Source organism: Fodinibius halophilus (assembly GCF_011059105.1).
In the GTDB taxonomy this organism is placed as follows: Bacteria; Bacteroidota; Rhodothermia; order Balneolales; family Balneolaceae; genus Fodinibius; species Fodinibius halophilus.
This window is the reverse complement of record NZ_JAALLS010000013.1, coordinates 40,665-56,515: the sequence shown is the minus strand read 5'-3', so window position 1 is coordinate 56,515 and position 15,851 is coordinate 40,665. Positions and strand designations below refer to the sequence as shown.

The window sequence follows — 15,851 nt, the reverse complement described above, 5'->3', positions numbered from 1 at the left end:
AAAGGCCCGGGCACTTCAATGTCTGGGCTTTTGCATGCATGCTTATTTTATAGGAAATGGAATGTTATACCTAATTTAAAAATATTTTTTATTAGGTATTCGTAAGGCAATATCGCCGAATGTCAATTTCGGGATAAAGTTCAGAGCCATTTACAAGGTGATCGACATAATGATCGGCCAGGAATTTGCTGTGAAGTAAGCCCTTTGAACCCAATCCTGAAAAAAGATGGAGGTTTTTATCGGTAGGGTGTTGTCCTAATATAGGCATATAGTCGGGGGTAGAGGTGCGAACTCCTGCCCACTGGTTGACGGTGGTAACGTCCTTTTCAAGCCGGGGCAGGGTGCGGCGCAGACGTTTTCGCAGGTATTCTTCGCCTTGGTCATCGGGATCAAGGTGCGTATAGTCGTGCTCATACGTGCTACCCTGAATAAAAGTACCATCGTAGCCTAAGCGTGCCATATAGCCCAGGCTGGAGATGGAATGATCAAAGCCGAGTGCATTATTTGCTGTTTTAAATTCGGCAACTTGTCCTTTGATGAGGTTAAAAGGCAGCCAATCCCAATGGTAAGAGGTAGCCGTAGCCCGGCCGGTGGCAAAAACGATATGTTTAGCCCTGATCATTGTTTTTTCAAGCTTTATCCGCCAGTAGCCATCATCATATCTTTCTATGGGATCCTGATTCAGAAAGAACGTAGTGCCTGCCTCTTGTTCCAGATAGGCGGCATAAGCATGCAGGTACTGTCCGACGTCAACCGTAAGTCCAACGGGCAGCCAAAGCCCCCCGTTAACACAAGTGATGCCGGGGTGCATCTCTTTTATCTGACCTTCACTTTTCCACTGGCACCAATCCTTGGGCCAGCTTGTTTGCTCGTATTCATTCCTCATTTTGCGAGCCATCTTTTCCATCAGGGCCGGACGCAGTACCCCATTTTTTGCAAAGAAATGATCTTCGGTGGTCTCCTGGACTTTCTGAAGGCACTGTAAGGTGGTTGTATAGCACTGTTCCGCTTTCCATACTTTTTTAGCACGTCGGCCGGTGGCGGGATTCACCAATCCACCGGGCGTGCCGGAAGCACCAGCGGCAATATCTTCTCTATCGATAACAGCGGTAGAAAAATCATGTTCAGCCAGGCTGTCGGCTATGGAAAGTCCGGCCAGCCCCGCCCCGAGGATGCAGAAATCGAATTGTTGGCTCATTGATTAGGTTAGTAGTTCTTGGGATGTAATCTTTTGTGCGCCTGCTTCAGTCATTTCGGACCAAGCTTGCCCTACCGATCCTTCGATGTCGATTCCTTTAACAGCATCTTCTACCACATACAGGTTGAACCCTTCTTTGAGTCCGTCAATGACCGACCATTTTACACAGAAATCGGTAGCCAAGCCTACCGTATAAAGGGTATCAATATTACGTTCGCGAAGGTAGCCGGTTAAGCCGGTTGTTGTAGCGTCATCATTTTCGAAAAAAGCCGAATAGGAGTCTATATCTTTGCGGAATCCTTTACGAATGATGAGCTGGCTGCGGTCGGTGTCAAGATCAGGGTGGAAGTTGGCCCCGTTGCTGCCCTGTACGCAATGATCGGGCCATAAAACCTGCTCTCCATAGGGCATTTTCGTGGTTTCAAAAGGTTGTTTCTCCTCATGTGATGAGGCAAAAGAGGAGTGGCCTTGAGGATGCCAATCCTGGGTTTGTATTACTACATCAAACTGTTTAGAAAGTTTGTTGATCACAGGCACAATAGTATCTCCGTTGGGTACTTCAAGAGCACCGCCGGGGCAAAAGTCATTTTGTACATCAACAATTAAAAGTGCTTTCATGACAATGAAATCAGCTTTTATTTAATATTTTTAGTTAATTCATCACGCAGATCCATCAATTTTTGGCTGATACCAACTTTGTAGATATGAGGATTCTCAAATCGTTTGTGTTCAGGGTTTAATTTTGCCAGACGTTTTTGAGCATATGCGGCACTTTGAGAAGGGGAGGGGAGTTCTATTTGGATATCCCCATTTTCCATTACCGGCTGCAGCAGGGGTTCTGCATTATAGGTGGTTACATCGGCATGCTTGGCCGGATAAAAGGGATGAAAGATTGTGTCGGCATCCTGTTCATTTTTGAGCAGTATCCCATCCCCATAAAAAGTACCATCGTTGCTAGAGTAACGCAGCACCTTTTTACGGCCGGGCAAGGTGTTTTTCTCGATGTTTTCAGAGATTTTTAGTTTGGGTTCATCTTCAATGGCAGAAAGTTTATAGACGCCGTCTAAAGCGGGGCTTTCGTGCCCGGTAACCAGTCGTGTGCCAACTCCAAATAGATCAATAGGGGCTTTCTGACTGAGTAAACTTTTAATTAGGCGTTCATCCAGCTGATTGGAAACTGCGATTTTTACGTATTCCAGGCCGGCTTCATCGAGCTGGCGGCGCGCTTTTCGTGAGAAATAGGCGAGGTCACCGCTGTCCAGCCTGATTCCTTTCATCTTATAACCTTGCTCTTCAAGCTCTTTGGCAACCGTTATGGCATTGGGCACGCCGCTGGCCAGGGTATCATAGGTATCGACAAGGAGAATGCAGTTTTCGGGATAATATTCAGCATATTTGCGAAAGGCTGTGAGCTCATCATCAAATGATTGTATCCATGAGTGAGCCATCGTTCCGCTGGCCGGGGTGTTGTGAACAAAAGAAGAGTAGACATTGGAAGTGGCTTCTACACCGCCAATGATGGCTGCTTTACTGGCCTGGATGCCGCCAAGCCCCTGTGCACGGCGAAGCCCAAAATCCAGTACTTTGTGATCACCCGCTGCATATTTCATGCGGGCAGCCTTTGTGGCAATAAGCGATTCAAAGTTAAGGATATTCAGCAACAGGGTTTCCAGAATCTGGGTTTCAATAATAGATCCTTCAACCCGAAGAATGGGTGTTCGCGGAAATATGACTTCGCCTTCTTTGGCGGCATGGATATCTACGTCTAGCTTGAAGTTTCGCAGATACTCCAAAAAATCGTCTCTGAATCCTTCTTTGGAAAGGTATGCCAGTTCATCTTCGTGATACTCAAAATGTTCTAGTGTATTGAGCAGGTTCGAGAGTCCGGCAAATATAACGTAGCCGCCCTCAAAAGGGATATCGCGGAAAAAGTAATCAAAACAGGCTTGTTCATCTTTACGTCCGGCTAAATAATACCCCTGTGCCATTGTCAATTCGTAATAGTCGGTATATAGGGCGGGCCGGGCTAGCAGGGTAGATTGATTTGTTGATTGCACTCTGTTCATAGAATAAAATTCGCTCATGGTTTTGAATTCCAAGCAGGGATAAGATACATAATACAAGGCATAAGCTATAATGCAGGCTGCCTTGGTTCTTAGTGGCACAGCGTGTGAATAACCCGTTCGATTATTGTGTCTTAGATTACTATAATGGGCAAGGATATTTTAGTATCTTTGTGCGTAAAAAATTAATCGCAGTTAAACAGATTTCGTGAAGTATTTTAGCTGGTTAAATGCAGCAGCAGTGATCGGGGTTTTATATGTTTTTGTATCTTGTGCTACCCCATCTTCACCTACGGGGGGACCGCCGGACAAGGAGGGACCCAAGATTGTTAAAACTGAACCCCGGACAGGGACAACTAACTTTAGTAAACAGGAAATAATTCTACACTTTTCCGAATTTGTAGATCGGGCTTCCCTTGAACAAGCTATTGTAGTAGAACCCGATATCGGCTTATCTGTTAATCTGGATTGGGGACGTAAATCGGTAGCAGTTGAGTTTGACCAACCTATACCTGATTCTACAACGCTGATTCTTACAGTGGGTACTGATTTTAAAGATACCAATAACAACAAGCTTGCTTCGCCGGAAAAAATAGCAGTTTCCACAGGTGATGAAATTGATGAGGGTAAGCTAATTGGGAATATCCGCAATGCCCAGACGGGAGAAGGTAACGAGGGCGATCGTATCCTGTTATATCGTGAACCGGTAGATCTTACTCAAAAGGCAAATTACATCGCCGAAACGGATACCGGAGGGGCCTTTACCTTTTCGTATCTCCGCGAGGGCACTTACAAAGCTTTTTGGGTGGATGACAGAAACCGCAATAAAAAATGGGATCGCCAGAATGAACGTACCCAGCCGTTTGGCAAAGAATTTATAGAGCTTGAAGATGGCGGTACCGATACCCTGGGCACCATTTTCAAAACTCCCGTTGATACCACAAAGCCATCGCTGCAGGGGATAGGTCTTTTTTCTTCTCAACGCTTACGAATGCGGTTTAGCGAAAATATTGAGCTTTCTGACAGTGCAAGTATCGCAATAACCGATACTACCGGAAATTATTTGTCGGATGCGTATCCGTTATACATACAACCGGGTGAGCGATTTGTTTTGTTTGCAGATAGTGAAGACGAATTAGGTGAAGCAGAAAGCTATAGCCTTGATATAAACGGTGTTACTGATGAAGCTGGTAACTTGCTTGCTGAGATAACACAAAAATTCACAGGCTCGGCCCAGGAAGATACGACCCGGCAGCGTATCATTGAGCGAAATAACCTGTCGGGATATTACCCGGAAGACCCTATTACCGTTATCTATGCCAAACCGATTGAAGGTTCTTTACTCAGCGATTCGTTAAAAGTTGTTGAAGGAGATACCCTTTTAGAGAATTGGCCCAACATAAAGGTCGAGAGCAATAAGTTATCTCTATTGCCCAACAACCGGTGGAAGGATGGGCTCAAGTACGAAGTACGGGTATGGGATCCTCTTATAGAAGATTACCGAAAGTTCAGTCCTGAGATTTGGCACGCATCGCAGTTGGGGGCCGTAAATGCTTTGGTAGAAGACTCAACAATAAGCGACGTACGGCTGGAAATTAGAAATGAAGAATCCGAGATCTCCCGTGATACGGTATTTTCTGATTCTGTGGAGGTAAAACGGTTACCCCCGTTAACATATACAGTTATCGCATACCAGGATTTAAATGGCAACAAGAGTTGGGATTTCGGTCGCGTTGATCCTTTTAAAGCACCAGAGCCCTACTTTATACAGCGCGATGTACCCGTTGAGAAAGCGATGACGGGCGAACTTATGATCATATTTTAATTTTAGCACATACTGATAGTTTTTTTACTTAATGAAGAAGGTTCTTAAAAAATTAACGCCTTTTATAAGCATTGTCTTTTTTGGGGTTGCTCTGTGGTTTTTAGATCAAAAGCTGCAACAATACCAGCTTTCTGAGATAACCGCTCAACTTAGTGAAATCCCCAACCTGTATGTGGGGCTTTCCTTAGTATTATCATTTTTAAGCTATTTACTGCTTACCGGTTATGATGCGTTGGGGGTAGATTATATAGGGGAAGAGTTAGCCCCGGGTAAGATTGTACGTGCCGGTTATGTGGGATATGCTTTTAGCCATAATATTGGGCTGGCCCTTATTACCGGGGGATCTATACGGTATCGTATTTATTCGGCATGGGGATTTTCGGGTATGCAGGTAACCCAGATTGTGGCTTTTAGTGCATTTACGCTTTGGATAGGGTTTTGTGCTGTGGCAGGGCTTGCGCTGCTTCTTGCAACTCCCAACTTGCCTGCTGATGTGGTAGTGCCTTTTGTATCTCTTCGGGTGTTGGGTCTTATTTTATTGGTGATGGTCGTGGCCTACGTATGGGGCAGTGCGGTAGTAAAAAAAGAGCTCTCTTTTAAAAAATGGTCTTTCAAATTTCCGAGTCTTACGTTAGCACTCAAGCAGGTTATTATTGCTTCGGTAGATTGGCTGTTAGCGGCTTCAGTATTGTATGTATTGTTACCGGAGGTAGGTGTCAGTTTTTTCAGCTTTGTAGGGGTCTTTTTATTAGCCCAGATTATAGGGCTTTTTAGCCAGGTACCCGGGGGACTTGGGGTTTTTGAGTCGGTGATGTTGCTTTACCTGTCTAATTTTATGGAAGGTTCACAAGTGCTGGGGATCCTGGTAGTCTATCGTATCATCTATTACATTCTTCCTCTGCTGGGGGCTTTGATTGTACTGGGATACCAAGAGTATGTTGTGAATCGTAAAAAAGTTCACGCACTTAAAGACAAGGCCCTGGATTGGGTACCGCGTGTAGTTCCGCAGGTAATGAGTTTCTCAATTTTTATTGGTGGGGCTATACTGCTGTTTTCAGGGGCATTACCGTCGGAGGTCCCCCGCATGCAGTGGCTGCAACACTTTATTCCACTTCCTGTTATTGAGATGTCGCATTTCTTTGCTTCTTTGGTAGGAGCAGCCTTGCTGGTACTGGCAGGCGCGTTGCAGCGTCGCATTGACGGTGCCTATCATGCAACCATCGGGTTGCTCACATTTGGCATAATATTCTCTATACTAAAAGGGGCAGATTATGAGGAGGCCATCATATTAGCCATTATGCTGGTGGCCCTGGTTCCATGTAAGACGGAATTTCATCGTAAAGCTCCCCTGTTTAGCCAGTCATTTTCGGGACGTTGGTTTACCCTCATTTTGATGGTGCTGGCAAGTGCGGTGTGGTTGGGCGTATTTTCTTACCGCCATGTAGAGTATCAAAAAGAGCTTTGGTGGGAGTTTACATTGATGGGCGATGCCCCCCGATATTTACGGGCAACTGTTGCAGCCTTGGGCTTTGCCATTATAGTGGGGCTGGTTAAATTGTTGCGCCCCCGACGACAAGCTTTTGGCAAGCCCGACCTCGAAGAGTTAGAAATTGCACAGCAGGTTCTTCAAAATCATGGCAATGCAATAGCAAACTTAGCCCTGTCCGGTGATAAAGAGTTGGTGATTAATGAGCCGGAAAACGGATTTATTATGTTTACCCGAGAATCGCGAAGTATTATCGCCCTGGGAGACCCCATAGGGCCACAGCAAGAGATTGAAGAGATGATCTGGGAATTCCACGAAGATTGTACCAATGATGATAAGTGGCCGGTCTTTTATAAGGTAAGTAGTAACTATCTGGAATATTATGTTGACCTGGGACTCACATTATTCAAAATCGGGGAAGAAGCGCTTATACCCCTGGCTGATTTCGATCTGGATAAACGTCTTGAGCCACCGGTACAAAAGAATGTTGAAAGCATGGAATATGCCGGTTATAAATTTGAGGTGGTAGGAAAAAGATACCTGGAAAATAACTATGATGACTTTTGCACCATATCAAAGGCATATTTGAATGATAAAGACCGAGAAGAGCGCGGTTTTTCTGTGGGACAGTTCAGTAAGAAATATATACAGCAATTTCCCATTGCTATCGTTAAAAAAGATGATGAATTAGTGGGGTTTGCAAATATACTTTCCGGTGCAAATAATGAAGAACTGGCCGTAGATCTACTTCGCTATCAGCCGGGGATACCGATTAGCATTATTGACTTTATTTTAGTCCGCACTATGTTTTGGGGAAAAGAAAATGGGTATCAGTATTTTAATTTAGGGATGGCTCCATTATCGGGGATGGATGAACACGATTATTCTCCCGGATGGAGTAAACTGGCCAAATTTGTATATACCTACGGAGAGAATTTTTACGGTTTTAAAAGGGCACGAACCTACAAGAGTAAATTTAATCCCGAGTGGGAGGCTCGGTTCCTGGTTTGTCCCGGTGGATGGGCGCTGCCACGTATTATTTCTCACCTGACCAATGTTGTTTCCAGCGGTTATGCACATTTTATACGCAATACCCCTCCAGATTCAAAATAAATGATCAGTGGCCGCAAATCGTTAAAGATTGTAGAAAGCTGCAAAAAATCCCACAAATTTATTACATTCTAGGGTTAAGAACCGACACTTCTAAAGAAACTTTTGCTATGTCCAAAGATACAGCAACATCCTCACAGACGAATAAATCAGCTGTTCCCGCGGAATCCTCTGCTACTGCAGATGAACGCCCGAAAGTGTATGATGCAGATCATAAGATACGCTTTGTAACAGCTGCCAGTTTGTTTGACGGCCACGACGCCAGCATAAATATTATGCGTCGTATTTTACAGAGCAGCGGTGCCGAAGTCATTCACTTGGGACATAACCGCTCGGTGCAAGAAATTGTTGACTGTGCTATACAAGAAGATGTGCAGGGTATTGCCATCAGTTCGTACCAGGGCGGCCATATGGAGTATTTTAAATATATGGTTGATCTGTTGGAAGAACGAGGTGCCGGGCATATCCACGTATTTGGCGGTGGCGGCGGTGTTATTGTGGGAGATGAGATTGAGGAGCTGCACGATGCCGGAGTTTGCCGCATCTTTTCGGTCGAAGACGGTAGTGAGATGGGACTGCAGGGGATGATTAACTTCATGCTCGAAAAATGTGATTACGATACCGCTGAAGTGGAGCCGGTGAATGTTCAGAAAATTGCTGACCGTGATACCAAAACGTTGGCGCGATGCATTTCTGCCTTGGAAAATGACCATGAAGAGATTATAAAATTCGAAGATGACAAACTATTTGATGGCAAAGGTAATCCCATCCCTGATCAGAAAAATGGTCACCCCATTCCATTAATCGGAATCACAGGGACCGGTGGGGCCGGGAAAAGTTCTCTGACGGATGAGCTGGTGCGACGATTCTTAACAGAGTTTGAAGATATTAATTTGGCTGTTATCTCTATTGATCCGTCTAAGGTGCGTACGGGCGGTGCCTTGCTGGGTGATCGTATCCGCATGAACAGTATTGAGCCCGACCGGGTATTTATGCGCAGTTTGGCGACCCGGGCCAGCAACCGTGCAACAAGCCTCTCGGTAAAAGGAGCGATAGAAGTGTGCAAAACCGCCGGTTTTGATCTGGTTATTGTAGAAACAAGCGGTATTGGACAGAGCGATACAGAGATAGTGAATATTTCTGATATCCCCATGTATGTAATGACCAGTGAGTACGGTGCGGCTACCCAACTCGAGAAGATTAATATGCTTGATCTGGCCGAACTGGTTGTACTTAATAAATTTGAAAAGAAAGGATCACTGGATGCCCTTCGCGATGTTCGTAAGCAGATCAAGCGTAATCGCGGTGCTTGGAATATGGATGCCGATGATATGCCGGTATATCCAACAATTGCGGCTCAATTTAATGATGAGGGCGTAAATCGACTTTTTAAGGCACTAGTAAACAAGGTTAATGCACATTATAGTCTGAACTGGGAAACCGAGCTCTACAATAATCCTGAACCTGCTGAAGACATTCAGGCGCAAGCGATTATCCCCGGTAAACGGCAGCGATATTTATCAGAGATTTCCGAAAGTATCCGTGACTATCACAGCTGGGCAGAAAATCAGTCCGAAATTGCCAGCAAACTGGATGAAGTGGAGGGTACGCTCGGACAACTCGAACGTTGGGATCCCGATGGAACCAATGATTTCGAGGATCGCCTCGAGACAATGCGTGAGCACTGGTTGAGTAAGCTGGATTTGCGCTGTAAGAAGATCCTGGAAGGCTGGGACAAGCTCTATGAAGAGTACCGACAAGATTATGTAGAGGTACAGGTTCGCGACCGTACATTCAAAAATAAGATGTTTAGAGAATCGCTCAGCGGACTTGAAATACCGCGGGTAGCCCTGCCAAAGACTGATCACAAAGGAGAACAACTGAAGTTTGCACTCAAAGAAAATCTGCCGGGCTACTATCCATTTACGGCAGGAGTCTTTGAGTTTAAACGCGAAGGCGAAGATCCCACTCGTATGTTTGCCGGAGAGGGGACGCCCGAGCGTACAAATAAACGGTTCCACTATCTCAGCGAAGGTATGCCGGCGGCCCGATTGTCTACTGCTTTTGATTCGGTGACGCTCTATGGCGAGGACCCGGATCATCGTCCCGATATTTATGGGAAAGTCGGGAATTCGGGAGTCAGCATTTGTACGCTGGATGATATGAAGAAGCTGTATTCGGGGTTTGAGCTTACTTCCCGAAAAACATCGGTATCGATGACGATCAACGGTCCTGCGCCTATGATATTGGCGATGTTTATGAATACGGCTATTGACCAGGAGATTGAGCGATACCTCAAAGAGAATGGTAAGTGGGAAGAAGCTCAAAAGAAGATTAAAGCTTATTTTGATGAGCGAGATGTAGAAGAGCCACAATATAACGGTGAGCTGCCCGATACTAATGATGAGTTTGGATTGGGACTGTTAGGTATAACAGGCGATAAACTGGTTGACGATGACGTCTATGAAGAGATTAAAGAGAAGACACTTTCCGTGGTACGCGGTACCGTACAGGCCGATATCCTGAAAGAAGATCAGGCCCAAAACACCTGTATCTTTTCAACAGAGTTTGCGCTTAAGATGATGGGGGATATCCAGCAGTATTTTACGAATCATGAAGTAAGAAACTATTACTCGGTTTCTATTTCAGGTTATCATATTGCTGAGGCCGGGGCCAATCCTATTACGCAAGCTGCTTTTACGCTGGCTAATGGTTTTACCTATGTAGAGTACTATCTCTCGCGAGGGATGGATATCGACAAGTTTGCTCATAACCTCTCATTCTTTTTCAGTAATGGGCTTGATCCGGAGTATGCTGTTATCGGACGAGTAGCCCGACGTATTTGGGCCGTGGCTATGCGTGAAAAGTATGGGGCAAACAAGCGCTCCCAAAAGCTTAAGTATCATATCCAGACCAGTGGACGATCATTGCACGCCCAGGAAATCCAGTTTAATGATATCCGAACCACCCTGCAGGCACTGTTGGCGATCTATGATAACTGCAACTCTTTGCATACCAATGCTTATGATGAGGCCATTACTACGCCTACCGAAGAGTCGGTACGGCGCGCGTTGGCGATACAGCTGATTATCAACAAAGAGATGGGGACTGCCAAAAATGAAAATATCAATCAGGGTTCGTATTTCATCGAAGAGATGACGGACCTTGTTGAGGAGGCAATCTTGTCTGAATTTGACCGTCTCACAGAACGAGGTGGCGTACTTGGTGCTATGGAAAACATGTATCAACGTGGAAAAATACAGGATGAAAGTCTGCATTATGAATCCAAGAAGCATAGTGGAGAGAAACCGATTATTGGGGTTAATACCTTCCAGAATGAGGATGTTGACAGCGAGGAAGAGGAGAAAGAAGTTGATCTTATCCGTTCTACCAAACAGGAGAAAGAGCAGCAGATTGAGAGCCTGGAAGCGTTTTGGAAGCGTAATGAACCTGAGGCCGAGGAAGCTATCGAACGCCTGAAAGAGGTTGCCCGAAATAACGGTAATACGTTTGAGGAGCTGATGGAGACGGTGAAAGTTGCTTCATTGGGACAGATTTCTCAGGCGCTTTACGAAGTAGGCGGGCAATATCGACGCAATATGTAAATGAGTTGTCAACTGCCGCAATAAAGGCGGCTAGGTGGACTGTAATAGGTATTAAATAGCGGAATCTTACATTAAAGTTCTCTACCGATAGTAGCCGATCGCGCAGTACTATGGGTAGTCTGTTATAGCTCCAAGAGACTTATATATTGCTCAAAATATGGTTATAAGTTCCTCCTCGGAGAAGAGCGGTATGCCACGGCCTCTTCACTCCGAGGAGCCCGACGATGAGTAGTATCAACTCAGATTACCAGCAGTCAGCTACTGAAAGGATACTATGCTGCTATACAACTTGGGACTCCTCACTATGTTCGGAGTGACATCTGAATAATGTGCTGTAATAACGGTTTGTCGTCAATGGCAGCTTCGCTTATGCAGGTTTCAGAACAAAACCCTGCCTCGTCATCTTGGAGAATTTCCCACCCCTCGTCGGGCGGCTGGGGTTGCCGTCTGGCGAATTATATAAAGCAATACCCCTATCCGAAACAACCCATATGCAACCGTTGAAGGAGCAAGGAAAAGTCCCCCTTTGGGCAGTTTTCTGCTGAAAAAACACGGGATGCTATCTGAAGGAGGGGATGATACTGCTCATCTATTTATTGAAATACAGATTCCTGATTGAAAAACCACATTAAAAGCAGCCATGTTATCGTGTCAATCGGTCGGGGGATCGAGATCTTTTTTTTATCTCACTGCGATGATAGTCGATATGACTGGGGTGTGCTGTTCATTTTTTGTTACCAAAAAACGAACCAAAAAAGTATTGTGGGAATTGTAGATTTTGAACTTTTTATAACCGTAAAGAAATATATTGCTTTGTGGCTCTTATTGCTTTTATGATAGACGTTCCCGCAATTCCCCCAAACCCCCTATAAGGAAACCGTAAATCCTCTATAACAGCACTTGCTCTCTATGCTATTCGCTTACCTTGTCATCCTAAACTGAATTCAGGATGATATGACGGGATTTCAGATCCCCATTGGTTTGTACTGTAAGACCGAAGAATCAATCTCCCTAAATCTCTCTTACCACCAGTGGTTACGAATTCAAGAGGGGGAGGTAAGTGCATGAGATCTCATTATGGAACTCTTTTTTAATGTGTCAGGAAAAGAATTTGCCTCCAATGAAGGTAGATCGAGAAGGTTGATATATTTATGTTTTATGAAATAATTGTTATCTCTGAACTTTTTAGAAAAGGTGATCATGCTAAAAAAAGAAATTATTACCCCGCTTTTGGTGCTGGTAATGTGCCAGCTTGCAACAGCCCAGATTACAGATTTTAAAGCCCATAGCTATAGCGATAGCTTGGGTAATGAACTGCAATACCGCCTGCTCAAACCAGCGGATTATGATAGTTCCAAAAGTTACCCTCTTGTGCTCTTTTTGCATGGAGCAGGGGAACGAGGCAGTGATAACTACAGCCAGTTAAAATGGGGCGTTTCCCATTTTGCAGATCCCACGATGCGTAAGAAGTACCCTGCTTTTGTGTTGGCTCCACAGGTTCCCAAAGGAGAGTATTGGTCTTCACTCAAGGCATTGCGTGATACGACTACTTTTACACAACCCATGCTGGAGCATCCTAGTGAGCCGATGAGGCTTACGATTGAGCTACTTGAAAAGCTACAGAAGAAGTACACCGTGGACAAAAACCGGCTCTATGTGACAGGTATCTCAATGGGAGGATTTGGAACGTTTGATATTATCCAGCGCTATCCCCGAAAATTTGCTGCCGCTGCACCGGTATGCGGGGGAGGGGATGTGAGCCGTGCATTTATACTAACGGATATACCTTTGTGGGTCTTTCACGGAAGCAAAGATAAAACAGTAAAACCGGAGTACTCTCGTACTATGGTAGATGCTATTCAGCTTGCAGGTGGTTCGCCCGGCTTTACTGAGTACCCTGATGAAGGACACGTTGGAGCCTGGGTACAGGCTTATCGTAATCCTCATTTATATGAGTGGATGTTTAGTAAAGAGTTGGCTCCTGAGGAGTAAAGTTGGTTACTATCTTCTGATATTAAAGATCTTTGATTATGAAGATTCCCGAACATTAAGTTCCACCGGCACCAAGCTTAGCAGTGTCTTAGGATCTTCAGGATTAGCAAGCATCTCTTTCATCTTCTGGATGGATACTTTCCCCAGCAGTTCATAGTCTGTATGAACAGATGAAATGGTAGGGCGGTGATTTCGGCACATCGGCAGGTCATCAAAACCAACAATAGCAATATCATCCGGGAAAGTGTACCCCTCTAACATCGCTTCTTTCATAAAAGCTTTGCACATATTGTCATTAGCAGAAAAGATAGCACTGGGTTTTTCTTCTAGCTGCTCGAAAGCCTGGAATGCCTGAACTCCTGAATCAAAAGAGTAGTTCCCTTCGGCTTCCAGTAAAATTTCCATGTCTTCTACACCGTTAATATAATCCGTAAATCCATGTCCTCGAAGGCGTGCAGCCGTCTTTTCAGAAGGGCCCCGAATAATACCGCATGTTGTATAGCCCCGATCTTCAAAATGTTTGGCAACTAAATTGCCGGCACTGTAATTATCGAAACCAACGGTGTCAAAAATCTGGTTATCAAGCACCTCGTTAGAGATAACAGGGAAGTCATCGGGCAGAGCTTCTTTGAGCTTACGATATTGGGCCGTGCTAAAACGAGGGGTATTGATAATGAGGCCATTGTAGGATTGCTCTTCAATATTATTAGCAATTTCCTGCAGGTCCGGGATCTCATTTTCCAGGCTTGTTAAGCTCAAGCGCACCTTTTCACGAGAAGCAGCATTATTGATACCGTTAAAAAACGAAGCGTAAAATTCTCCTATTTCAACCCCGGTAATAAGCATTACATTTAAATCTCCCGTGGCCGTTGCACTATCAATTTTGTTGTGCAGAGGATAGTTGAGTTTTCGGGCACTTTTTAAGATTTCGCGTTTAGCTTTGGTACTGGTTTTATCAAGACCATTTAAGGCACGAGATATAGTAGAAATAGAATAGCCGGTATCTTCAGCAATATCTTTGAGTGTAACTTTCACTGCTACGTCGTTTTCGTTAATAATTAAGTTTACTCTAACACTTTACATTTTGTTGTGTTAGTCATCGGTTATTAGCCTGGGGAAATGAAGGTTCTACAAAAATAGGACCTTTGGTCCTTTTTAAAAGAGAAAAAAAGGATTATACATATTAGTACTAAGCACTACTATTTTATTTATGCCCAGATAGTCTGTTTATATGCTACCATGAAATTACGATAAGTTATAATATTTATCAGACTAAATTGAGCAATTTATATCCACTATGATTTTATCGTAAATGATGTCAAGGGACAAATAACAATCCCATTTTTTAAAAATTGGAACCGCTTCCATAAATGTGAAAAAAACTAAAAATGCCTTATATATCTTGACTAATTCAAGAAAAAAAAGGTTGTTATTTAAAAATTTTGTTGGGTTACTTTTAATAAATAAGGTTGACTGCTAATGGAAAGGAAGAACTTTCTTAAAATTGCCGGGCTTGCATCTGTATCTGTAAGTACACCGGGGTTGGTAAAAGCAATGCTTTTACAATCCGAACCTCGTGCTAAGTCATTGTTTGATATTTCATTGGCAGAATGGAGTTTACACCGACATATCTTTGACGGTAAGATTGATCACCTTGAGTTTGCTGAAACGACTAAAAATGAGTTTGGGATTACTGCAGTAGAGTATGTGAATCAGTTTTTTACAGATAAAGTAAATGACCCCTCTTATCTGGATGAGATGAATAGCCGATGCGATGATCTGGGAGTTGAGCAGCTGCTCATCATGGTCGATGGTGAAGGAGACTTAGCAGTAACCGATCAGCAAAAACGAATAGAGGCCGTTGAAAACCATTATAAATGGGTGGAAGCCGCAGAATACCTGGGATGTCATTCTATCCGGGTAAATACTTATGGTGACGGTAGCCCTCATGAGCAGAAACAGGCGGCAGTAGATGGGTTAGGCCGGCTTGCAGAGTTTGCTAAAGATTATGGAATAAATATAATTGTCGAAAACCACGGAGGTTACTCTTCTGACGCACAATGGCTTGGTGAAGTGATGAGACAAGTGGCAATGGACAATTGCGGTACCCTGCCAGACTTTGGTAATTTCTGCATCAAAAGAGAAGGCGGAGCCCGGTGGGAGGGGGAATGTGTCGAGGAATATGACCGCTACCAGGGAGTTAAAGAAATGATGCCTTTTGCAAAAGGAGTTAGCGCAAAAAGCTATGCCTTTGATAAGCGGGGACAGGAAACAACGATCGATTTTAAAAAGATGATCCAGATCATCCACGAGGCAGGGTATAACGGTTACATTGGAATAGAATACGAAGGGGATGCACTCAGCGAATTTGAAGGTATTAAAGCAACTAAAAAACTACTACTTGATATCCGGGCGCAACTGGATGCCGGCTAACATGTTGCGACTGCAAAGATAATGTTGTTATTTCAATGCAGAGGTTGCAAGTGATTTAAAACTTCATTTCTTTCGGAGTATTGTTTTTTATTGGTGGCAGAACGGTTTTGACAGGATAACACAACTTCACCCGTTCAAA

At 44.2% G+C, this 15,851-nt stretch carries 9 protein-coding genes; 5 read left to right on the top strand and 4 right to left on the bottom strand.

Going from position 1 to position 15,851, the window contains the following annotated elements:
• Nucleotides 1-91 precede the first annotated feature (91 nt).
• Genes G3569_RS11015 through G3569_RS11005 form a run of 3 tightly spaced genes read right to left on the bottom strand, consistent with a single transcriptional unit; the run spans nt 92 to nt 3,282 of the window.
• Nucleotides 92-1,198 carry an NAD(P)/FAD-dependent oxidoreductase gene (locus G3569_RS11015; RefSeq protein WP_165269077.1) on the bottom strand — a complete coding sequence of 369 codons (1,107 nt, stop codon included), beginning with the start codon at nt 1,196-1,198 and terminating at the stop codon, nt 92-94.
• 3 nt (nt 1,199-1,201) lie between these two features.
• Nucleotides 1,202-1,816 carry a bifunctional nicotinamidase/pyrazinamidase gene (gene pncA, locus G3569_RS11010; RefSeq protein ID WP_165269075.1) on the bottom strand — a complete coding sequence of 205 codons (615 nt, stop codon included), beginning with the start codon at nt 1,814-1,816 and terminating at the stop codon, nt 1,202-1,204.
• A gap of 17 nt (nt 1,817-1,833) precedes the next feature.
• Entirely contained in the window at nt 1,834-3,282 is a 1,449-nt protein-coding gene (locus G3569_RS11005) for a nicotinate phosphoribosyltransferase (protein WP_240894689.1), read from the bottom strand.
• A 187-nt stretch (nt 3,283-3,469) separates the two neighbouring features.
• On the opposite strand from G3569_RS11005, the gene G3569_RS11000 reads away from it, so the two are divergent.
• The 4 genes from G3569_RS11000 (at nt 3,470) to G3569_RS10985 (ending at nt 13,279) form a co-directional block, all read left to right on the top strand.
• Complete coding sequence (locus G3569_RS11000; RefSeq protein WP_165269073.1) at nt 3,470-5,086, top strand: Ig-like domain-containing domain; 1,617 nt, start codon at nt 3,470-3,472, stop codon at nt 5,084-5,086.
• Between the two features lie 31 nt (nt 5,087-5,117).
• Nucleotides 5,118-7,685 (top strand): bifunctional lysylphosphatidylglycerol flippase/synthetase MprF, encoded by a 2,568-nt coding sequence (gene mprF, locus G3569_RS10995; protein ID WP_165269071.1) that lies wholly within the window; start codon nt 5,118-5,120, stop codon nt 7,683-7,685.
• A gap of 107 nt (nt 7,686-7,792) precedes the next feature.
• Complete coding sequence (locus G3569_RS10990) at nt 7,793-11,287, top strand: methylmalonyl-CoA mutase family protein (RefSeq protein WP_165269069.1); 3,495 nt, start codon at nt 7,793-7,795, stop codon at nt 11,285-11,287.
• A 1,200-nt stretch (nt 11,288-12,487) separates the two neighbouring features.
• Nucleotides 12,488-13,279: a carboxylesterase family protein gene (locus G3569_RS10985; RefSeq protein ID WP_165269067.1), complete on the top strand. Its 792-nt coding sequence runs from the start codon at nt 12,488-12,490 to the stop codon at nt 13,277-13,279.
• Nucleotides 13,280-13,315: 36 nt separating this feature from the next.
• Here the strand turns inward: G3569_RS10985 and G3569_RS10980 are convergent, their stop codons facing one another.
• Entirely contained in the window at nt 13,316-14,314 is a 999-nt protein-coding gene (locus G3569_RS10980) for a LacI family DNA-binding transcriptional regulator (RefSeq protein WP_165269065.1), read from the bottom strand.
• Between the two features lie 444 nt (nt 14,315-14,758).
• Here G3569_RS10980 and G3569_RS10975 point away from each other — a divergent pair, with 444 nt between their 5' ends.
• A complete protein-coding gene (locus G3569_RS10975; RefSeq protein WP_205720151.1) occupies nt 14,759-15,712 on the top strand; it encodes a sugar phosphate isomerase/epimerase family protein in 954 nt (317 codons plus the stop codon).
• Nucleotides 15,713-15,851 lie beyond the last annotated feature (139 nt).